Source organism: Arthrobacter sp. B0490 (assembly GCF_002929355.1).
GTDB lineage: Bacteria > Actinomycetota > Actinomycetes > Actinomycetales > Micrococcaceae > Arthrobacter_D.
The window spans coordinates 1-20,281 of record NZ_PJIR01000022.1; the positions used below are offsets into that span (position 1 = coordinate 1).

Here is a 20,281-nt window from a genome sequence, read left to right on the forward strand (position 1 = left end):
AGAGTAGGACACCGCCGGACAACCATTACAGGCAAGAGGCCCCACCACCGGTGGGGCCTCTTCCCCGTTAACCACCCACCCACCCACCCACCACCGGTAGGGTCGACAGACACCGGACAGACACCCCCCAGACACCCGCGGGTAGAGCGATGCATCACATCATGGGCAAACGCTCGTCCGGATGAAGTCCGTGGTCGGGCTTCGTGGTTCCATAGATGGGTAGGACCCACAGCAGAATAGAGACCCGCCGGCACATGCATGCCGGCACCTGACGAGAGGACCGCGCTGCCATGGCTGAGCAGGAGCACACCGCTGGACGAGACGGGGAGTCCCGCCCGTCGGGAGGCGCGGACCGCGGGAGCCAGGGCAGTTCAGGTCAGGCGGGACGCCACTCCTGGGGATCCAAGTCCGGCGGGAATCGCACGCCGCCGTCGCCGGAGAGCACCGACGACAGACGCTCACACGAACGTCCCGCGCCGGCGCGGGACTCGACCGATCGCAGCGCCCCCCGGGACGACCGTCGGAGCGCGCGGCCCGACGGCGGCTCCAGTGGGGGCGGCCGGCCCGCATGGAAGGGCCGGTCCGGTACACAGGGCGCGGGCCGCACCGGCGGGTCGACAGAGCGCGAAGGTCAGGGCGCCGCCCGGGACGGGCAGGGACACGGACGCGACGACAGGGCTCCCCATACCCGGACCGCGCGACCGGACTCCGAGCGTGGCGGACCCTCGGCTCCACGGCGGGACGATCGTCCGCGGCAGGATTCGGGGAGTGCGGGCCCGCGCTCGTCCGACCGTCCCCGCAGGAGTTCCGACGGTGACCGGGGCGCACAGTTGAGGGGCTCTGCCTCACGCGGCGGCTCGGCGTCAGGCTCCGCGGCGGACAAGCAATCTCGTTACGGCGGCCGGGGTGGAGCGTCGGCGGACCGTACGACAGGGAGCGCCGACCGACCGTGGTCGAGAAACTCTCCCGCCGCACCGGGCGGCAGCGACGGCCGGTCGGCCGGGCGCAGTGACTCCTACCGCCGGCCCGCCGATCGTGACGATCGCCGAGGCGGAGGACGCGGCACGGAGGAGCGCCGCGGCCCCCGGACGGACGAGGCAGCGGGGCCCAGGCCCCACAACGCGCGTGACCTCCGCAGCGCGAACCGCCCCGACCGCGAGCGGTCCCCGGAGATCGACGAAGACGTCAAGGGCGACGAGCTGGACCGCGTCACCCGTGCACAGGTGCGCAACCTCGAGGAACGAAGCGCCCTGTGGGTCGCGAGGCACCTGGTCATGGCAGGTCGTCTCATCGACCTCGATCCTGAGCTGGCGTTCCAGCACGCTCTCGCCGCGAGCCGTCGAGGCGGGCGACTCGCAGCCGTCCGCGAAGCCGTCGGTCTGACCGCCTACGCCGCGGGTCACTACGGGGAAGCGCTCCGCGAATTCCGGACGTTCCGAAGGATCAGCGGCTCCAACGTGCATCTTCCCGTGATGGCGGACTGCGAGCGGGGTCTTGGGCGCCCGGACAGGGCTCTTGATCTGGCGCGCAGCGAGGAAGCAGTGTCCCTGGACGCCGCAGGCAAGGCGGAGCTGGCCATGGTCATCTCCGGTGCCCGGACCGACCTGGGCCAGCTCGACGCTGCCGTCGCGGCCCTGGAGATCCCGCAACTGGACCTGCAGAGGGCCTTCGCCTTCAGCCCCCGCCTCTTCCGTGCCTACGCCGAAGCACTGGATGCCGTCGGGCGTTCGGACGAGTCGGGCAAGTGGCGCCGCCAGGCCGGGGTGGCAGAACGTGCCCTCGGTCTCGAGGACGACCTCGAACCGGACATCATCGACCTGGGTGAGGACGACGATCCCGCACCGGTCCCCGTCCCGCGGGTTGCAGACGTGCTCGGTGTACCGGCGTCGACGGGAGCTGCCGACGGTTCGGACGCCCCGGGCGCGGAGCCGGGTGTCGAAACGGTGGACGACGCCGATGCGGCGAACGCAGCCGAGCCCGAGCTCGAAGCTGATTCCCAGCCCGAGCCCGAGCTCGAGCCGGGTGTCGAAACGGCGGACGACGCCGATGCGGCGAACGCAGCCAAGCCTGAGCTCGAGCCGGGTGCCGAAGCGACGGACGCCACCGATGCGGCGGACGCAGCCGAGCCCGAAGCCGACCCCGAGCTCGAGCCTGATTCTGAAGCTGGGCTCGAGGCTGAGCTCGAGCCTGATTCTGAAGCTGAGCTTGAGCTTGAGGCCGAAGCCGATTCCGAGGCCGGATCGGCCGTCTCCGTCGGGGAGGCTGCGGCACCGGCCGGAGCGCTCCAGACCGAGATGCTCTTCAGCATGGACGATCCGGATGCGGCCGATGCCGCAGGTGAGGACGAGCCAGGATCGGATCCGGGAGCGACCGGGGGCAGCGCCGGGGGCACGGCAGAAGGCGGCGCCGAGGGCAAGGCCGCGCCGAAGCGCACGCGGACTCCCAAGGCCGCGGCGAGCCAGGACGACGGCGTCGATGACTGAGCGCCCGACCCCGGGACAAGCAGCCGGGCGCCTGATCGACGGATACGACGGGGTGCTCGCCGACCTCGACGGCGTGGTCTACGCCGGGCCCCACGCGATCGCCGGCGCGACCGACGCCCTCGAGCGCCTCGCTGCGGAGGGCAAGCGCCTCGCCTACGTCACGAACAACGCGTCGCGGTCCTCGGAGCAGGTCTCCGCCCATCTGCGTGAGCTCGGAGCTCCTGCCACCGCCGATCAGGTGTTCGGTTCGGCCCAGGCCGGCGCCGAACTCCTTGCCCGTCAGGTGGCCGTGGGATCGACCGTGCTCGTCGTCGGCAGCGAGACCCTGGCGGACGTGGTCCGGGCGCAGGGCCTGACCGTCGTCGGCTCGGCGGACGACCGGCCGGACGCCGTCATCCAGGGGTTCGCCCCCACGATCGGCTGGAAGGACCTCGCGGAGGCCGCGTACGCCGTCGCCGCGGGCGCCACCTGGGTGGCGACCAACACGGACATGTCCATCCCGCAGCAGCGGGGGATCGCCCCCGGGAACGGGACACTGGTGGCCGCCGTCGCCGCGGCGACCGGGAAGTCCCCCCTGATCGCCGGCAAGCCGGGCGCGGTCCTGTTCGAGAACGCAGCACGCCACTCCGGCGTCGAGCGGGCCCTCGTGGTGGGGGACCGGCTCGACACGGACATCCTCGGCGGAAATCGCGCGGGAATGGCGACGGCACTCGTCCTCACGGGAGTCGACACGGTCCGCACCGCCCTCGCCGCCGACGTCGCCGAGCGCCCGGACTTCCTCCTCGCGTCACTCGGCGAGCTGTATGTGGAGTATCCCGCCGTCACGGCCGACGACGGCGCCTACGCCTGTGGCGCGGCGGTGGCCCGGGTGACCGGGACGACCGTCAGTGTCCAGGGCCGCGAGGACGACGTCGACAGCTGGCGCGCGGCGTGCGCCGCGTGGTGGGCTGCGCATCCGCACACGACGCCGGAGTCCGCGCCCGAGGTCGGGTTCACGTCCGCTGGCTAAGCTCGGAGAAGGGATCGGACACGACACGGGGCACGAGAGGGCGGCGATGCAGGACGGCACTGACGGCGGCAGCACGGGCGACGCCCCCGACGACGAAATCCTGGCCGGTCTCGACCGGCTCGGCGATCTCCCCGTGTCGGAGCACGCCGGCGTGTACCTGGACGTCCTCGAGCGCCTGGGCCGGGAACTGAACCCCCTGCAGGGACTCCGCCGGGCGGGGGACCATGGCTCGCCTTGACCAGGAACTCGTGACGCGCGGGCTCGCGCGATCGCGGTCCCACGCCGCGCAGCTGATCGCCGCCGGACGCGTGCTCCGTGGAGGCGTCGTGTCGCTCAGGCCCTCGGCGCCCACCCTCCCGGCGGACATCCTGCTCGTGGAGGAACGGGGGGAGGACTACGTCAGCCGCGCCGGCACCAAGCTCGACGGCGCACTGCGCGCCTTCCCGGCCGTGGATCCGGCGGGCAGGCGCTGCCTCGACGCCGGTGCCTCAACCGGCGGATTCACCGATGTGCTCCTGCGGCGAGGCGCGCGCGAGGTCGCCGCCGTCGACGTCGGGCACGGCCAGCTCGTGCAGCAGCTGCGCGACGATCCGCGCGTGCACGTCTTCGAGGGCATGAACGTCCGCCACCTGGAACCCGGGGACATCGGTGGTCCCGTGGAACTCACCGTCGCGGACCTGTCCTTCATCTCCCTCCGACTGGTCATGCCCGCCCTGGCCGGCGCCACGACGGCCGGCGGCGAACTGCTCCTGATGGTCAAGCCGCAGTTCGAGGTCGGGCGGAGCGGACTCAACCGCCTCGGCATCGTGACGTCCCCCGAGGCCCGACGGCGAGCTGTTGCCGGCGTGGCGCACAGGGCGCTCGAGTGCGGGCTGCAGGTGGCCGGCATCGCGCAGAGCGAACTGCCCGGGCAGGACGGCAACGTGGAGTACTTCGTGTGGACAAAGGTGCCTGTCGACGGATTGATGCCTAGGATCGAAGGGGAGCCGGACCTGACGACCGACCGGGCACTGCATACCCTCTTCCCGCCGCCCGGCATGGCTCGACCCATAGATCAGACGGAGCTTGATGAGTAGACGAATCCTGGTTCTTGCGCACACCGGCCGCAGGAACGCGATGATCGCGGCGCAGGAAGCGTGCACGCGACTCCACGACCTCGGGCTCCAGCCCGTCATGCGTCCCGAGGAACTCGCCGACCTCCAGGGGGAGTACGGCGCTCTCGCCGCCCCGGCCGAGGCGCTCGGCGACGGCGTCGACTTCGGCGACGTCGAACTCGTCATGGTCCTCGGCGGCGACGGCACCATCCTGCGCGCCGCCGAACTCGTCCGGGACGCCGACATACCCCTTCTGGGCGTCAACCTCGGGCACGTCGGCTTCCTCGCGGAGAGCGAACGCGCCGACCTCGAGGAGACGGTGCGGTGGGTCGCGGACCGCAGCTACACCGTGGAGGAGAGGACCACCATCGAGGTCTTCGTCTGGCACGGCGACACCATGCTCGGGCAGAGCTGGGCGCTCAACGAGGTGGCCGTCGAGAAGGCGGACCGGGAGCGCATGATCGAGGTGGTCATGGAGGTGGATGGACGCCCCGTGAGTTCCTTCGGCTGCGACGGCGTCGTCCTCGCCACGCCCACCGGATCCACCGCGTACGCCTTCTCCGCCGGGGGGCCGATCGTCTGGCCGGAGGTGGAGGCGCTCCTCATGGTGCCCATCAGCGCCCACGCGCTCTTCGCCAAGCCGCTCGTCGTCGCGCCCACCTCGGTGCTCGCTGTCGAGCTCCTGACCCGCACCGACGCCGCAGGCGTCCTGTGGTGCGACGGGCGGCGCAGCATCGACCTGCCACCGGGCGCCCGCGTGGAGGTCCAGCGGTCGGAGCGCCCCGTCCGCCTGGCCCGTACCCGGCAGACACCGTTCTCGGAGCGGCTCGTCCGAAAGTTCGAACTACCCACCCAGGGCTGGCGCGGCCCCGTGAAGCACCAGGACGGACCCCAGCGATGATCGAGGAGATGCGCATCCGCGACCTCGGCGTCATCACGGACGCCACCCTCCGCCTCGGCCCGGGGCTGACGGTCGTCACCGGCGAGACCGGGGCGGGCAAGACCATGGTCATCACCGCGCTGGGCCTGCTGCGGGGCGCGCGCTCGGATGCAGGCGCCGTGCGCCTCAACGCGAAGTCGGCCTCCGCGGAAGCCGTGCTGCGGCTGGAGCCGGGTAGTCCGGCCGCCCTGCGGGCCGCCGAGGCGGGAGCAACACTCGAGGAGTACGACGGCCTCGCCGAACTGATCCTCGCCCGCACCGTCACGAGTGAGGGGCGCAGCCGCGCCTACGTCGGGGGCCGGGCCGCTCCCGTCGGTGTCCTCGCCGAGCTGGGGGACGAGCTCGTCGTCGTCCACGGACAGTCCGACCAGCTGCGGCTCAAGGGGGCGCCCGCGCAACGGCAGGCGCTCGACAAGTTCGGTGGCAAGCCCCTCGAGGAGGCCCTGGCCGCCTACGCGGACACCTTCCGCCGGTGGAGGGACGCCCTCGCCGAGCGGGACCGGCTCAGGAGCGAGGCCCGCGAGAGGCTGCGGGAGGCCGAAGGGCTGGAAGCGGCCTTGACCGAGATCGGCGACCTCGATCCGCAGCCGGGGGAGGACGCGGCCCTGAAGGCGGAATCGATGCGGCTCGGCAACCTCGAGGAGCTGCGGACCGCGGCCCTCGTGTCCCACCAGGCGCTGGTGTCCGAGGACATCGGCGCGAGTGCCGACGCGGTGTCGCTGGTCGACGAGGCCAAGCGGCACCTGGAGGCCGTCGCGGAGCACGATGCCGACCTCGGCAGGCTCGCCGAGCGGCTTGCGGAGGTCGGCTACCTCCTGGCGGACATCTCCGCCGAACTGGCCGGCTACGGGACGGCGCTCGACTCGGAGGGCGCAGGCAGGCTCGAGGAGGTCGAGTCGCGGCGCGCCGCCCTGTCGGTGCTGGTGCGGAAGTACGCCCCCACCATCGACGAGGTCCTCGCCTGGCAGGAGGACGCCGTCAAGCGCCTGCTCGAACTCAGCGGCGACTCCTCCCGGGTGGAGGAGCTCGACGACGTCATCACCGGCCTCGACCGTGAGGTCCAGGACCTGGCGGGTACTGTGTCCTCGCTGAGGAGGGAGGCGGCGGCGAGCCTTGCGGCGAAGGTCAGCGACGAGCTCACGGCCCTCGCCATGCCGGACGCGCAGCTCCTGATCGAGGTCACGCCGGCCGAAGCCCTGACCCTCCACGGGGCCGACGACATCGCCTTCAATCTCCAGCCGCACCCCGGTTCGGCGCCCCGCGCGCTCGGCAAGGGTGCATCGGGCGGCGAGCTCTCCCGCGTGATGCTCGCCATCGAGGTGGTGCTCGCGGCCGTCGACCCCGTCCCCACCTTCGTGTTCGACGAGGTGGACGCCGGCGTGGGCGGCAAGGCCGCCGTCGAGATCGGCCGCCGGCTCGCGATGCTGGCCGAACACGTCCAGGTCATCGTGGTGACCCACCTCCCGCAGGTCGCCGCCTTCGCCGCACGCCACATCCGCGTGACGAAGAACGTCTCCCGCGACGGCGAGGGCGGAGGCGTGACCGCCAGCGACGTCGAGGTGCTTCCCGACGACGAACGCGTCAGGGAGCTCGCACGGATGCTCGCCGGCCAGGAGGATTCGGCCTCGGCGCGAGCCCACGCCGAGGAGCTCCTCGCCGATGCCGCCCGCACAACAGCTCGGTGATAGGCTTGAACTCCGTGGCGCAGCAAATAAACTCCCGGTTCCTGAAATCCGCAACGACCAAGCACATCTTCGTGACTGGCGGCGTGGCCTCCTCACTCGGCAAGGGACTGACGGCATCCAGCCTGGGTCACCTGCTGAGGGCACGCGGCCTCTCCGTGACGATGCAGAAGCTTGATCCCTACCTCAATGTCGACCCCGGCACGATGAACCCGTTCCAGCACGGCGAGGTCTTCGTGACCGACGACGGCGCCGAGACCGACCTGGACATCGGCCACTACGAGCGGTTCCTCGACGAGAACCTCGACGGGTCGGCGAACGTGACGACCGGCCAGGTGTACTCGACCGTCATCGCGAAGGAGCGCCGCGGCGAATACCTCGGCGATACCGTGCAGGTCATCCCCCACATCACGGACGAGATCAAGCGGCGCATGCGCCTGCCGGCGGAGCCCGTGCCGGGCAAGAAGTCCCCGGACGTCATCATCACCGAGATCGGCGGCACCGTCGGTGACATCGAATCGCAGCCGTTCCTCGAATCCGCCCGGCAGGTCCGCCAGGACGTGGGCCGGAACAACGTCTTCTTCCTCCACGTCTCCCTCGTGCCGTACATCGGCCCGTCGCAGGAACTGAAGACCAAGCCCACGCAGCATTCCGTGGCCATGCTGCGCTCCATCGGTATCCAGCCTGACGCCATCGTGATCCGCTCCGACCGTGAGGTCCCCACCGCGATGCGCGAGAAGATCGGCCGCATGTGCGACGTCGACATCGACGCCGTGGTGAATGCCGCCGACGCGCCGAGCATCTACGACATCCCGAAGACCCTCCACGCCCAGGGCCTCGACGCCTACATCGTCCAGGCGCTCGACCTGAAGTTCAAGGACGTCAACTGGACCAAGTGGAACAAGCTGCTCGAGGCCGTCCACAATCCCAAGCACCAGATCGAGGTGGCGCTGGTCGGCAAGTACATCGACCTCCCCGACGCCTACCTGTCCGTGACCGAGGCACTCCGCGCGGGCGGATTCGCGAACAAGGCGAAGGTCACCATCAAGTGGGTACCGTCCGACGAGTGCCAGACACCGGAGGGCGCGAAGAAGGCCCTCGCCGGTGTCGATGCGGTCTGCATCCCCGGCGGCTTCGGCATCCGCGGCCTCGAGGGCAAGCTCGGGGCACTGACCTACGCCCGCGAGAACGGGATCCCGACGCTCGGCCTCTGCCTGGGGCTGCAGTGCATGGTCATCGAGTACGCGCGGAACGTCGTGGGTCTCGAGGGCGCGTCGTCGAGCGAGTTCGAGCCGGACACGAAGTACCCCGTCATCGCGACCATGGCCGAGCAGCTCCACATCGTGGCCGGCGAGGGCGACATGGGCGGCACGATGCGCCTGGGCCGCTGGGAGGCGAAGCTCCAGGAGGGCTCCGTCGTCGCCGGGACCTACGGCAAGACGACGGTCTTCGAACGGCACCGCCACCGCTACGAGGTGAACAACGAGTTCCGCGGGCAGATCGGCGATGCGGGCCTCGTCTTCTCCGGGACGACGACGGACGGCGAGCTCGTCGAGTTCGCCGAGCTGCCGAAGGACGTGCACCCCTACTACGTCTCCACGCAGGCCCACCCCGAGCTGAGCTCCCGCCCCACGCGGCCGCACCCGCTGTTCGCGGGCCTCGTCAAGGCGGCGCTCGAGCGCCGTGGCGCGAAGGGCTGACCATGGGACTGCCCGGGCCGGGAAGCGTCGCGTTCGGCGACGAGCAGAGCCCACGCAGGCTCCTCGGGACCACCACGGTCTACGAGGGGCGCGTCTGGGACGTCGTCAGCGAGCAGTTCAGCCTGACCGACGGCGGCGAGGCCATCACGCGGGACTTCATCCGGCACCCGGGGGCGGTGGCCGTGCTGGTGCTGAACGACGAGGGACAGGTCCTCCTGCTGCGCCAGTACCGCCACCCGGTCCGGATGGCGCTGTGGGAGATCCCCGCTGGACTCCTCGACGAGGACGGCGAGGAGTTCGTGGAGGCCGCTGCCCGTGAGCTCGCGGAGGAGGCCGACGTCACCGCCCGGCGGTGGCACGTCCTCGTCGACCTGTTCCTGTCACCGGGCTCGTCCTCCGAAGCGCTCCGCGTGTACCTGGCCCGCGGCATCGGCGACGTCCCCGAGGCCGACCGGCACACGCGCACCCACGAGGAGGCCGAGATCGAGCTGCAGTGGGTGGATCTCGATGCCGCGGTGGACGCGGTGCTCGAAGGACGCATCCACAGCCCATCCGCGGTCGCGGCGATCCTCGCCGCGCGCGTGGCACGCGAGAACGGCTTCGTCGACCTCCGCCCCGCGACGACCCCCTGGCCCGAGCACCCGAGCCAGCACGCGACGTGGCCCCGCGGCGCCGTGCTCGAGGGCTGACGTGCCGGGACCTGAGCCCGCCGGCGGCGGGCCGCTGTCCCTCCTCATCCGGGACTATCTGCAGCACATGTCCGTCGAGCGCGGGCTGTCCGTCAACACGCTCTCGGCCTACGGGCGTGACCTCAGGCGCTACCAGGCGTTCCTCGACGCGCGCGGCGTCCCGGACGCCCGGGCCATCACGCGGCACGACGTCTCGGCCTTCGCGCAGGCGGTGGCCTCGGGGGAGGACGGACTCTCGGCGCTGAGTCCGCGGTCCGCGGCCCGCACGGTCGTCGCGGTCCGCGGCCTCCACCGGTTCTGGGCGCTGGAGGGCATCACCGAGGGCGATCCGGCCCGGGACGTCCACCCGCCCATGACGGGGCAGCGGCTCCCGAAGGCCATCCCGGTCGCCGACGTGGTGCGCATCCTCGAGTCCGTCGACACCGCCACGCCGTCCGGGCAGCGCGACCGCGCGCTGCTTGAATTCCTGTACTCGACGGGCGCGAGAATCAGCGAGGCCGTCGGTCTCGACGTCGACGACGTCTCCGTCAGCGAGGCGCTGGACGGACCCGCGGTCGTGCGGTTGACGGGCAAGGGGTCCAAGGAGCGCCTGGTGCCCGTGGGGTCGTACGCGGCGAGGGCCGTCGACGCCTACCTCGTCCGGGGCCGCCCGGCCCTCGCGGCGAAAGGCAAGGGCAGCCCTGCCCTCTTCCTCAATGCGCGGGGCGGCCGTCTGAGTCGCCAGAGCGCCTGGACCATCCTGAAGACCGCGACCGAACGTGCGGAGGTCGAGCGGGACGTCTCGCCCCACACGCTGCGGCACTCCTTCGCCACACACCTGCTCGAGGGGGGAGCGGACGTGCGCGTGGTGCAGGAACTCCTCGGACACGCCTCCGTCACGACGACCCAGGTGTACACGCTCGTCACCGCCGACACCCTGCGGGAAGTCTATGCAGCGGCACACCCCCGTGCCCGTGCCTGAGCCTTCGGGGGTGCCCGTCGATGCGGTGCGACCGGGCGAGTGGGTGACCGTCGACGGGGTGGCCTACCGCTGCGTCGTCCTGTGCTTCCTGTTCAGGCCCGGCGGTCGGGGAGGGGCATCCCGGGACGTGCTCCTCGGACTGAAGCGCACCGGCTTCGGCAGCGGCAGGGTGGTCGCGCTCGGCGGCAAGATCGACGGGCGGGAGTCGGCCGTGGACGCCGCGGTGCGCGAGGTGGCGGAGGAGAGCGGTATCGAGCTCGCACCGGGCGACGTGGGCGAAGCAGGCCGCATCACATGGTCCTTCCCTGCCCGCCCGGCCTGGAACATGCTGGCGTTCCTGTTCACGGCCGAGGCCGGCACCTCGGCGCCGGTGGCCAGCGAGGAGATCGAACCCCGCTGGTACCCCGTCGACGCGCTCCCGTGGCACGCCATGTGGCAGGACGCGCCCCACTGGGTGCCGTCCGTCCTCGAGGGGCGCAGGATCGCCGCCTCCATCGTGATGGACGCCGACAACGAGGGTGTGGCCGGCGCCGTCGTGCGATGAGGCGCCGCCCACCGGCGGGGGACCCGGGGGTCAGCCCTCGCCCACGTGCCGCTCGTCGGGTCCGTCATAGAGGCTGAGGGGCCTGATCAGCGAGTTCGAGGCCGCCTGCTCCATGATGTGCGCCGTCCAGCCCGTGATGCGGGCGGCGATGAAGAGGGGCGTGAACATCTCGGTGTCGAAGCCCATGAGGTGGTAGGTGGGTCCGGCGGGGTAGTCGAGGTTGGGCTTGATGCCCTTGGCCTCGTCCATCGCCGTCTCCAGCCCGGTGTACAGGCCGAGGATCTCGCCGCGCCCGTAGTACTCGATCATGGCGTCGAGCGCCGACTTCATCGTGGGGACGCGGGAGTCGCCGTGCTTGTACACGCGGTGGCCGAAGCCCATGACCTTCTTCTTCGCGGCCAGGGCGTCCTCCATCCAGGCCTTCGCACGGGCGGCCGCCTCCTCGCGGGTCTCGTCCTCGCGGATGCCGATCTCCTCGAAGGTGTGCATGACGGCCTCGTTCGCGCCGCCGTGCAGTGCTCCCTTGAGGGCCCCGATCGCCCCGGTGACCGCGGAGTGCAGGTCCGAGAGGGTCGAGGTGATGACGCGCGCCGTGAAGGTCGAGGCATTGAAGGAGTGCTCCGCGTACAGGACCATCGACACGTCGAACGCGTGGACCACCTCCGCGGGCGCCTCCTCGCCGAAGGTCATCCACAGGAAGTTCGCCGAGTACCCGAGGTCCTCGCGGGGTTCCACGCGGGCCTGCCCGCGGCGGCGCCGCTGGTCGTAGGCGACGACGGCGGGGAAGACCGCGAGGAGCGACGCCGCCTTCTCCCTGTCCGCCTCGGGCGAGTTGTCGCCGGCCAGCGGGTGGCACGCGCCCAGGACCGACACCGCGGTCCGCGCGACGTCCATGGGGTGTGCGGTCAGCGGCAGGAGGTCGATGGCCGCGACCACGTGGTCGGGGAGTGCGCGGTGCGCCCGCTCGAAGGCGTCGAAGCGCTCCCGCTCGGCGGGATCGGGCAGTTCGCCGTTCCACAGGAGATAGGCGATCTCCTCGAAGTCGCGGTGACCCGCCAGTTCCTGCACGGGGTAGCCCCGGTACAGCAGCGAATTCGTGTCTGGATTGACCTTCGAGATCGCGGTGGTGTCCACCACGACCCCTGCGAGTCCCTTGTGGATCTCCGGTGCTGTCACGGCTGCTCTCTCTCTGCGTTCGGTTCCCCGGCTGCGGGTGTGCCCGTCCGGATGACGCCCGGCACCTCGAAGTCGAAGACCGAGGAGTCGAAGCGGTTGTATCCCTCGTAGTCCACCAGTTCGTAGAGGCGGCCACGCGTCTGCATGTCGGCCACTGCCGCTTCCTGCGTGCCGTGGGCCCTGATCGAGTCCAGCGTACGCTCGGCGGCGCCCATCGCACTGCGCAGCAGGGTCACCGGGTAGATCACCAGGGTGACGCCCACCTCCTGCAGCTGCTCCACGGTGAACAGATCGCTCTTGCCGAACTCGGTCATGTTCGCCAGGATCGGCACGTCGACGGCGTCGCGGATGGCCCGGAATTCGTCGAGGGTCCGCATGGCCTCGGGGAAGATGGCGTCCGCGCCGGCCTCGACGAGTGCCCGCGACCGCTCCTGCGCCGCCTCGAGGGTGTCGGTACCCCGGATGTCGGTGCGGGCCATGATGAGGAAGCCCGGGTCGCGGCGCGCATCGGCCGCGGCGCGGATGCGCTTCACGGCCGTCTCGAGGTCGACGACGTTCTTCCCGTCCAGGTGGCCGCACCGCTTCGGGTTGAACTGGTCCTCGATGTGGCAGCCGGCGAGGCCGGCGTTCTCGAGCTCCTGGACGCTGCGGGCCACGTTCATGGGTTCGCCGAAGCCCGTGTCGGCGTCGACGATGCACGGCAGATCCGTCATGCGGGCGATCTGCCCCGCACGGTGTGCGACCTCCGTCAGGGTGGTGAGCCCGATGTCCGGCAGGCCGAGGTCGGCGGCGATCACGGCACCGGAGATGTAGACGCCGTCGAAGCCCTTGTCGCCGATGAGGCGGGCGGACAGCGGATTGAACGCCCCGGGGAACTGCTGGACCCGGCCTGAGGCCAGCGCGTCCCTGAGGTTCCGGCGCTTCTGCTCGGGGGTGATGCTCGAATACAGCACGCCGCCCCCTACAGGAGTCCCTGCGGCGCGCCGGCCGCATCGACGATACCCGGCCGGGCCAGGATGTTCAGCTGTCCGAGCGATCCGGCGGGGAGGTCGGGCAGCTGCTCGGCCGCGGCCAGGAAGCGGTCGAGTTCGGCGTCGTCGACCACGCCGGCGGCCAGCATGCGCAGCTTGGCGACGTAGTCCGCGCGGGCGAACGGCCTCGCCCCGAGGGGGTGTGCGTCCGCCACCGCGATCTCGTCGGTGATCACGGTGCCGTCCGTGAGGGTGATCTCGACCCTGCCGCCGAAGGCCTTCTCGGCGATGTCCAGGGAATGGTAGCGGCGCGTCCATTCGGGGTCCTCGAGGGTGGTCACCCTGTGCCAGAGCGCGACGGTGTCCGGCCGGGCCGCGCGGGCCGGGGCGTAGGAGTCCTCGTGGTGCCAGCGGCCGTCCTGGAGCGCCACGGTGAAGATGTACGGGATCGAATGGTCGAGCGTCTCCCGCGAGGCGGTGGGGTCGTACTTCTGCGGGTCGTTGGCGCCCGAACCGATGACGTAGTGCGTGTGGTGCGAGGTGTGGATGACGACGGACGCCACGTTCTGCGGGTCCGTCACCTCAGGGTGGGAGCCGTGCAGGCGCCGGGCGAGGTCGATCCAGGCCTGCGCCTGGTACTCGGCGGAGTGTTCCTTGGTGTACGTGTCGAGGATGGCGCGCTTCGGTTCGCCCCGGGCCGGCAGGGGCACCTCGTAGGACGCCCCGGGTCCGTCGAGGAGCCAGGCGATGACGCCGTCCTCGCCCTCGTAGATGGGCGTGGGGGAGGTCTGGCCGCGCATCGCCCGGTCCACCGCCTCGACCGCCATCTTGCCCGCGAAGGCGGGCGCGTGCGCCTTCCAGGTCGAGATCTCGCCCTTGCGCGACTGGCGGGTCGCCGTCGTCGTATGCAGGGCCTGGCCGACGGCATGGAAGATGACCTCCGGGTCGAGGTCCAGCAGGGTGCCGATGCCCGCCGCGGCGGACGGGCCGAGATGCGCGACGTGGTCGATCTTGTGCTCGTGCAGGCAGATGGCCTTCACGAGGTCCACCTGGACCTCGTAGCCCGTCGCGAGCGCACGCACGAGGTCCCGGCCCGAGGCGCCGGTGTGCTGGGCCGCCGCCAGGATCGGCGGGATGTTGTCGCCCGGGTGCGAGTAGTCGGCGGCGAGGAAGGTGTCGTGGTAGTCGAGTTCGCGGACCGCGACGCCGTTGGCCCAGGCCGCCCATTCGGCCGACACGGGGGTGTCGACGCCGAACACGGCGGCTCCGGCGCCGTGCGCGGACACCGGGTGGCTCAGCGCCTGGGCGCGGGCGGCGACGACGGGCGCCCGCGTCAGCGAGGCGAGGGCCACGGAGGCGTTGTCGATGATCCGGTTGATGACCATGTCCGTGACCTCGGGGGTCACCTCCACGGGGTCGACGGCGACCTCGGCGATCTTCCAGGCGAGCTGGCCGGTGCGGGGGAGGTTCTCCTCGCTGCGGTGGACGCGGACGGGATGGAGCTCCATGGTGTTCCTCTCGGTACTGCGGGCTGGTGCGGGCTGGTGCGGGGTGTGCGTCGCTGATGCGGGCAGGATCAGGAGGTGTCCGGGGGGTCGTCCTTTCCCCCGGCGGGGGTCAGCAGGTGCTGCAGGCTGTGGTGGAGGTGCACCCGCATCGACGCCTCGGCGAGGTCGGCGTTGCCCGAGGCCAGGGCGAGGGCGATCTGCTCGTGCTCCCGCGCCGACGCGAGAAGGCGCTCCGGGTTGTCCCGCGCGAGGCGACGGACCCTCGCGAGGTGCGTGCGGATCGGCTTCTGCGCCTGCAGCAGGTAGCGGTTCCCGGCGGCGGCGTCGATGCACTGGTCGAGTCGGGCGACGAGCGCGTAGTACGCGTCCTGGGCGCCGTCGTCGTCCTCGATGAGCCGCCCGGCGAGGGCGAACTCCGCGGCGAGCGCGGTGAAGACGCCGCGATCCCCGCGGGAGGCCGCGAGCCGCACGGCGGCGCATTCGAGTGGCAGGCGGACCTCGAACACGTCGGTGACGGCCTCGAGGGAGATGGCGGAGACGACGACGCCGCGGCCCGCGTGCGGAGCGGCGAGGCCGTCGGCGACGAGCCGGGCGAGCGCCTCGCGGAGGGGGGTGCGGGAGACCCCGAGCCTGGCCGACTGCTCCACCTCCGCCAGCACATCACCCGGGGCGAGCCGCCACTCCACGATGTCCGACCGGAGCAGGGCGTAGGCACGATCGCTGGCCCTCATGCCGATACCTCCCCGTCTGCGGTGGTGCTCGTCCGCCCGCTGTCGCGGTGCAATGCCCGTTCCAATGTATGCACAGAAGGGCTCTCGTACAAGAATGGGCCGCCAGGGAGCCTGACATCCGACCCGGATGTATACACGGAGCGATGGGGGATACTGATGCTCACCAACCACGCGCGACGAGGGGCGATCATGGCTGCAGGACACGAGGCCGGGCCCGGGGCGACCCCCGGGCAGGACTACCGACGGCTGCACGCGGACAGCCTCGCGGACCCGGAGCGGTTCTGGCTGGACGCGGCGCGTGCGGTCGACTGGACGACCCCACCCACTGTCGCTGCGGACGGCTCCGACGCCCCGCTGCACCGCTGGTTCCCCGGTGCCTCCCTCAACACGAGCTACAACGCCCTCGACCGCCACGTCGAGGCCGGCCGGGGCAGGCAGGCGGCACTCGTCTACGACTCCGCGATGCTCGGCACCTCCCGCACCCTCACGTACGCCGAGCTCCGCGACGAGGTCGCCGTGTTCGCGGGGGTGCTCGCAGGCCTCGGTGTCGGTAGGGGCGACAGGGTGCTCGTCTACCTGCCGATGATCCCCGAGGCCGTCGTGGCCATGCTCGCCTGTGCCCGGATCGGCGCGATCCACTCCGTGGTCTTCGGGGGCTTCGCCGCCGCCGAACTGGCCGCGCGCATCAGGGACGCCCGACCCGCGGCGATCGTGACGGCGGACGGCGGCATCGAACCCGCCCGGCGCGTCGAATACCTCCCGGCCGTCCAGGAGGCGCTCGCGCTCGCCGACAGCACCGGGACGCCCGTCGTCGTGAAGGCGCGCGAGGGGTTCGGGCACGGCGTCGCAGGGTACCGGGAACCCGGGACGAGGTGGCTGGACTGGGACGCGGCCGTCTCCACCGCCGATGCCGTCCCGCCCGTGGAGGTCGCCGCCACCGACCCGCTCTACATCCTCTACACCTCCGGCACCACGGGCTCCCCGAAGGGCGTGGTACGCGACAACGGCGGGCACGCCGTCGCGCTCACCTGGTCCATGCGGGCGATCTTCGGCATCGGACCGGGGGACACGATGCTGACGGCGTCCGACGTCGGCTGGGTGGTGGGACACTCCTACATCGTCTACGGGCCGCTCCTGGCCGGCGCCACGACCGTCCTGTACGAGGGGAAGCCCGTGGGCACCCCCGACGCCGGAGCCTTCGGGCGACTCATCGAACAGCACCGCGTGAAGGTGCTGTTCACCGCCCCGACCGCCCTGCGCTCCGTGCGGCGGGCGGACCCCGTCGGTGCGGCCGTCCGGGCTCACGGCCTCTCCTCGCTGGAGACGCTCTTCTCGGCCGGGGAGCGGCTCGACACCGGGACCTCGGAGTGGATCGGGGAGGTCCTCGGCGTACCCGTCGTCGACAACTGGTGGCAGACGGAGACCGGGTGGCCGATCTGCGCGAACCCGCGCGGACTGGGCGGCGTCCCGCTGAAGGCCGGCTCGCCGTCCCTGCCGTCGCCCGGCTTCGACGTCGTGATCCTCGACCCCGGCGGGTCCCCGCTGCCGGCCGGGACCGAGGGGAGTATCGCCCTCCGCCTCCCGCTCCCGCCCGGCACGCTGACGACCCTGTGGGGCAGCGACGACCGCTACCGGGACGCGTACCTCAGCGATGTCGAGGGCTTCTACACGAGCGGCGACTCCGGGTACCTGGACGAGGACGGCTACCTGTTCGTGATGGGCCGCACCGACGACGTCATCAACGTGGCAGGCCACCGGCTCTCGACCGGTGCGATCGAACAGGTGGTCGCCCAGCACCCCGCCGTGGCCGAGTGCGCCGTGCTCGGCCTGCCGGACCCCGTCAAGGGACAGCGCGCGAGCGGGTACGTGGTGCTGAAGACGGGCGTCTCGATCGACCCGGCGTCGCTCGAGGCCGAGCTCGTGGCCATGGTCCGCCGCACGATCGGCCCGGTCGCCGACTTCCGGTCGGCCGTCGTCGTCGAGGCGCTGCCGAAGACGCGGTCCGGCAAGATCCTGCGCAAGACGATGCGGCAGATGGCGGCGGGCACGGCGTACTCCGTCCCGTCCACCATCGAGGACCCCTCGGTGCTCGAGGCGCTGGAGCCGCTGCTGCGCCAGGCGACGGACCGGCGATCAGCCGGCGGATGATCGGCCGACCGGTGGGCCGGCGGTGCTAGTGGTCCGCGCCGTCACGCGCCCAGCTGTACTCGAACTCCGGGCGCCCCCGCGTCCCGTAGCGGGGCGTGCGCTGGACCGACTGCTGGTCGGCGAGGTACTCGAGGTAGCGACGCGCCGTGACCCTCGACATGGACAGGGCCTCCGACACCTCGATGGCCGAGGTGGGTGCGGAGAGCTCCTTGAGGAGCCGTGACACGGCGCGCAGCGTCTCCGCCGAGAGGCCCTTCGGCAGCAGCGCGGCCGTCGCCGGGCGCAGCGAGGCGAAGGCCGAGTCGACCTCGGCCTGGGTGGTGGTGGACGCCTGCTCCACCAGGTTCCGGCGGAAGTCGCGGTAGGCGCCGAGCTTCTCGCTGAACGCCGAGTAGGTGAACGGCTTGATGAGGTACTGGACGATCCCGGAGGAGATGGCCGAGCGGACCACCTGCAGGTCCCGCACGGCCGTGATCGCGACGATGTCCAGGGGCAGCCCGAGGCCGCGCACCCGGCGGACGATGTCCAGGCCGTGGGCATCCGGGAGGTTCATGTCCAGCAGCATGAGGTCGACGGCGGCCGGCGCCCCCCGGGTACCGCCGCCCAGGTGGAGGAAGGCGGCGAGTTCCGCGCCGCTCCGGGCGATCCCCACCAGTTCGAACCCCTCGAGCCGCCGCACGTACTCCGCGTGGGCGTCCGCGGCGACCGGGTCGTCCTCCACCACGAGGACCCGGATGGTGCTCATGACCTGGCCCCGCCCTCGGCGCCCAGCGCCACGGCCGATCCGTTCCCGGTCGAGGTCCCACCGGACGTGCCGTCCTGCCCGGGGCCGCCCGCAGCTCCGGGCAGGGGGAGGCGCACCGAGAAGCGCGCGCCGCCGTCGTCGGTGTCCGCCACCTCGATCGCACCGCCGAAGCGCTCCACGGCCTGCCGGACGAGGGCCAGCCCGATCCCGCGTCCGGAGCCCTCCGCCGCGTCCGGCGCCTTCGTGCTGTAGCCGAAGGCGAACACCTTGGCCTTCTCCGAGTCGGGCAGCCCGTTGCCGCTGTCCTCCACGACGATCTCGAGACCGCCGGTCGCGTCCCCGCCCGTCCTCCGCACCGTGAGCACCACCCGTGGTGCGGGGGACGCGGCGGCCTCGTCGAACGCGTTGTCGAGGAGGTTGCCGATGATCGTCACCACATCCACGGGATTGAGCGAACCCGCCTGTGCGTCGGTGGCGATGTGGGTCGTCAGTTCGATCCCGCGCTCGTTCGCCTGGGCCGCCTTGCCCACGAGGAGGGCCGCGATGAACGGTTCGTCGATCGCCCCCACCACCTCGTCGGTGAGGCGCTGTGACTGCTGCAGGTCCCGGGTGGCGAACTCGAGGGCGTCGGCGTTCCGGCCGAGCTCCACCAGCGAGACGATGGTGTGGAGGCGGTTGGCATGCTCGTGCGTCTGCGAGCGCAGCGCGTCGGTGAGGGTACGCATCGTCTGGACCTGTCCTGTCAGTGCCTCGATCTCGGTGTGGTCCCGCAGTGTCGTCACCGTGCCGAGCGCGGCCTGCTGGTGGGTGCCGCGCCGTGCCGGGGCGGGCGGGACGGCCGGCTCCTGGTTCACCACGAGCACCCGGCTGGCGGTGAGGTGCACCTCGTCGAGCGCCCGCCGTCCCGACGCGAGGAGTTCCCGCAGGGACTGGGGCACGGCGAGCCGCGACGCCGGGACCGGGTGCTGCTTCCCGTCCAGTCCGAGGAGGCGTGCCGCCTCGTCGTTGTAGAGCACGAGGCGACCGGCGGCGTCGGTCAGGAGCAGTCCCTCCCGCACGGAGTGCAGGACGGAGTCGTAGAACACGAACGTGCGGGACAGTTCCGCCGGTCCCATGCCCAGCGTCGCCCGCCGGAGGCGCCGGCTCAGCAGGAACGAGGCGAGGGCCCCCAGCGTCAGGGAGCCCAGGGCGATCAGGGCGACGAGGGGCAGTTGCGCATTGCGGGCGATCGCGGCGCGGTCCACGGTGATCCCCGAGGCGACCATCGCCCGCACCGTCCCGGCGTCGTCCACCACCGGCACGATCGACCGGATCGACGGGCCGAGGGTCCCCGCGTAGGTCTCGGTGTGCGTCCGCCCGGCGAGGGCCTCGGCGACCGAGCCGATGTACGGCCTGCCGATCTGCTCGGGGTTGCGGTGCGTGAACCGGGTGCGGTCCGTGCCCATGATGGTGATGAAGTCCACGCCCAGGCGGTCCATCACGTCGACGGCGTAGGGCTGCAGCGTGGCGGAGGGATCGGGTCCCTGCACGGCGGCGAGGACGGCCGGTTCGAGGGCGATGGCCGTGGATACCGCGACCATCCGCTCCGCCGCGGCGTCGTTGACGCCCTGGGCGGCGTCGGCGTACAGGATGACGGACAGGGACGCCGAGAGCACCAGGATGAACACGAGCTGGGTGAGGAAGAACTGTCGGGCAAGACTCCATCGACGCACGCGGCGATCCCGCTCCTTCCGGTTCCCGTCGGCCCGCCCCCGGGAGCGACGCGCAGGTCAGCGGGACCGTGACCAGTATGAACTCAATGGTGATCCCGGTCACTCCCACTGCCATGATGAAGAGGATCACAACAACACTACGCTCCTGGTGAGACCCCTCCGGCGAAGAACGACCTTCGCCGCCGGCG

General features: G+C 71.6%; 17 protein-coding genes. 11 read left to right on the forward strand and 6 right to left on the reverse strand.

Features of this window, described 5'->3' with window-relative positions:
- The first annotated feature begins 830 nt into the window (after positions 1 to 830).
- Genes CXQ97_RS20445 through CXQ97_RS17735 form a run of 10 tightly spaced genes read left to right on the forward strand, consistent with a single transcriptional unit; the run spans position 831 to position 11,102 of the window.
- Positions 831 to 2,483: a tetratricopeptide repeat protein gene (locus tag CXQ97_RS20445; protein ID WP_258062738.1), complete on the forward strand. Its 1,653-nt coding sequence runs from the start codon at positions 831 to 833 to the stop codon at positions 2,481 to 2,483.
- Positions 2,476 to 3,492 (forward strand): HAD-IIA family hydrolase, encoded by a 1,017-nt coding sequence (locus CXQ97_RS17695; RefSeq protein WP_181035144.1) that lies wholly within the window; start codon positions 2,476 to 2,478, stop codon positions 3,490 to 3,492. The genes CXQ97_RS20445 and CXQ97_RS17695 overlap by 8 nt, the downstream gene beginning before the upstream one ends.
- 46 nt (positions 3,493 to 3,538) lie before the next feature.
- Entirely contained in the window at positions 3,539 to 3,730 is a 192-nt protein-coding gene (locus CXQ97_RS17700; RefSeq protein WP_104182207.1) for a hypothetical protein, read from the forward strand.
- On the forward strand, positions 3,717 to 4,568 hold the full coding sequence (locus tag CXQ97_RS17705; protein ID WP_104182208.1) for a TlyA family RNA methyltransferase: 852 nt from the start codon (positions 3,717 to 3,719) through the stop codon (positions 4,566 to 4,568). The genes CXQ97_RS17700 and CXQ97_RS17705 overlap by 14 nt, the downstream gene beginning before the upstream one ends.
- Positions 4,561 to 5,487 (forward strand): NAD kinase, encoded by a 927-nt coding sequence (locus CXQ97_RS17710; protein WP_104182209.1) that lies wholly within the window; start codon positions 4,561 to 4,563, stop codon positions 5,485 to 5,487. The genes CXQ97_RS17705 and CXQ97_RS17710 overlap by 8 nt, the downstream gene beginning before the upstream one ends.
- Complete coding sequence (gene recN / locus CXQ97_RS17715) at positions 5,484 to 7,211, forward strand: DNA repair protein RecN (protein ID WP_104182210.1); 1,728 nt, start codon at positions 5,484 to 5,486, stop codon at positions 7,209 to 7,211. The genes CXQ97_RS17710 and recN overlap by 4 nt, the downstream gene beginning before the upstream one ends.
- Positions 7,208 to 8,908 carry a CTP synthase gene (locus tag CXQ97_RS17720; RefSeq protein ID WP_104182211.1) on the forward strand — a complete coding sequence of 567 codons (1,701 nt, stop codon included), beginning with the start codon at positions 7,208 to 7,210 and terminating at the stop codon, positions 8,906 to 8,908. The genes recN and CXQ97_RS17720 overlap by 4 nt, the downstream gene beginning before the upstream one ends.
- 2 nt (positions 8,909 to 8,910) lie before the next feature.
- Positions 8,911 to 9,597: an NUDIX hydrolase gene (locus tag CXQ97_RS17725; RefSeq protein ID WP_104182212.1), complete on the forward strand. Its 687-nt coding sequence runs from the start codon at positions 8,911 to 8,913 to the stop codon at positions 9,595 to 9,597.
- Position 9,598: 1 nt separating this feature from the next.
- The gene (gene xerD / locus CXQ97_RS17730; protein ID WP_104182213.1) at positions 9,599 to 10,558 is read left to right on the forward strand and encodes a site-specific tyrosine recombinase XerD; all 960 of its coding nucleotides are present in this window, start codon (positions 9,599 to 9,601) and stop codon (positions 10,556 to 10,558) included.
- 10 nt (positions 10,559 to 10,568) lie between these two features.
- The gene (locus tag CXQ97_RS17735) at positions 10,569 to 11,102 is read left to right on the forward strand and encodes an 8-oxo-dGTP diphosphatase (RefSeq protein WP_258062740.1); all 534 of its coding nucleotides are present in this window, start codon (positions 10,569 to 10,571) and stop codon (positions 11,100 to 11,102) included.
- A 30-nt stretch (positions 11,103 to 11,132) separates the two neighbouring features.
- Here CXQ97_RS17735 and CXQ97_RS17740 read toward each other — a convergent pair whose 3' ends face one another.
- The 4 genes from CXQ97_RS17740 to CXQ97_RS17755 form a co-directional block, all read right to left on the reverse strand.
- Positions 11,133 to 12,278 (reverse strand): bifunctional 2-methylcitrate synthase/citrate synthase, encoded by a 1,146-nt coding sequence (locus CXQ97_RS17740; RefSeq protein WP_104182215.1) that lies wholly within the window; start codon positions 12,276 to 12,278, stop codon positions 11,133 to 11,135.
- Positions 12,275 to 13,231 carry a methylisocitrate lyase gene (prpB, locus tag CXQ97_RS17745; protein WP_104182216.1) on the reverse strand — a complete coding sequence of 319 codons (957 nt, stop codon included), beginning with the start codon at positions 13,229 to 13,231 and terminating at the stop codon, positions 12,275 to 12,277. Before prpB ends, CXQ97_RS17740 begins: the two co-directional genes overlap by 4 nt.
- 8 nt (positions 13,232 to 13,239) lie before the next feature.
- On the reverse strand, positions 13,240 to 14,757 hold the full coding sequence (locus CXQ97_RS17750) for an MmgE/PrpD family protein (RefSeq protein WP_104182217.1): 1,518 nt from the start codon (positions 14,755 to 14,757) through the stop codon (positions 13,240 to 13,242).
- A 68-nt stretch (positions 14,758 to 14,825) separates the two neighbouring features.
- A complete protein-coding gene (locus CXQ97_RS17755) occupies positions 14,826 to 15,488 on the reverse strand; it encodes a GntR family transcriptional regulator (protein WP_104182218.1) in 663 nt (220 codons plus the stop codon).
- A gap of 189 nt (positions 15,489 to 15,677) precedes the next feature.
- Here CXQ97_RS17755 and CXQ97_RS17760 point away from each other — a divergent pair, with 189 nt between their 5' ends.
- A complete protein-coding gene (locus CXQ97_RS17760; protein WP_104182235.1) occupies positions 15,678 to 17,636 on the forward strand; it encodes an AMP-binding protein in 1,959 nt (652 codons plus the stop codon).
- A gap of 25 nt (positions 17,637 to 17,661) precedes the next feature.
- Here CXQ97_RS17760 and CXQ97_RS17765 read toward each other — a convergent pair whose 3' ends face one another.
- On the reverse strand, positions 17,662 to 18,381 hold the full coding sequence (locus CXQ97_RS17765) for a response regulator (RefSeq protein ID WP_104182219.1): 720 nt from the start codon (positions 18,379 to 18,381) through the stop codon (positions 17,662 to 17,664).
- Positions 18,378 to 20,093, reverse strand: coding sequence for a sensor histidine kinase (locus CXQ97_RS17770; protein ID WP_104182220.1), 1,716 nt, complete (start codon positions 20,091 to 20,093; stop codon positions 18,378 to 18,380). The genes CXQ97_RS17765 and CXQ97_RS17770 overlap by 4 nt, the downstream gene beginning before the upstream one ends.
- Between the last annotated feature and the right edge of the window lie 188 nt (positions 20,094 to 20,281).

What these genes read in the sequence shown, in the direction of transcription:
- CXQ97_RS17695 (WP_181035144.1), top strand. Translation starts at nt 2,476, where the DNA reads ATGACTGAGCGCCCGACCCCGGGACAAGCAGCCGGGCGCCTGATCGAC.
- CXQ97_RS17700 (WP_104182207.1), top strand. Translation starts at nt 3,539, where the DNA reads ATGCAGGACGGCACTGACGGCGGCAGCACGGGCGACGCCCCCGACGAC.
- CXQ97_RS17705 (WP_104182208.1), top strand. Translation starts at nt 3,717, where the DNA reads ATGGCTCGCCTTGACCAGGAACTCGTGACGCGCGGGCTCGCGCGATCG.
- CXQ97_RS17710 (WP_104182209.1), top strand. Translation starts at nt 4,561, where the DNA reads ATGAGTAGACGAATCCTGGTTCTTGCGCACACCGGCCGCAGGAACGCG.
- recN (WP_104182210.1), top strand. Translation starts at nt 5,484, where the DNA reads ATGATCGAGGAGATGCGCATCCGCGACCTCGGCGTCATCACGGACGCC.
- CXQ97_RS17725 (WP_104182212.1), top strand. Translation starts at nt 8,911, where the DNA reads ATGGGACTGCCCGGGCCGGGAAGCGTCGCGTTCGGCGACGAGCAGAGC.
- CXQ97_RS17750 (WP_104182217.1), bottom strand. Translation starts at nt 14,757, where the DNA reads ATGGAGCTCCATCCCGTCCGCGTCCACCGCAGCGAGGAGAACCTCCCC.
- CXQ97_RS17755 (WP_104182218.1), bottom strand. Translation starts at nt 15,488, where the DNA reads ATGAGGGCCAGCGATCGTGCCTACGCCCTGCTCCGGTCGGACATCGTG.
- CXQ97_RS17760 (WP_104182235.1), top strand. Translation starts at nt 15,678, where the DNA reads ATGGCTGCAGGACACGAGGCCGGGCCCGGGGCGACCCCCGGGCAGGAC.
- CXQ97_RS17765 (WP_104182219.1), bottom strand. Translation starts at nt 18,381, where the DNA reads ATGAGCACCATCCGGGTCCTCGTGGTGGAGGACGACCCGGTCGCCGCG.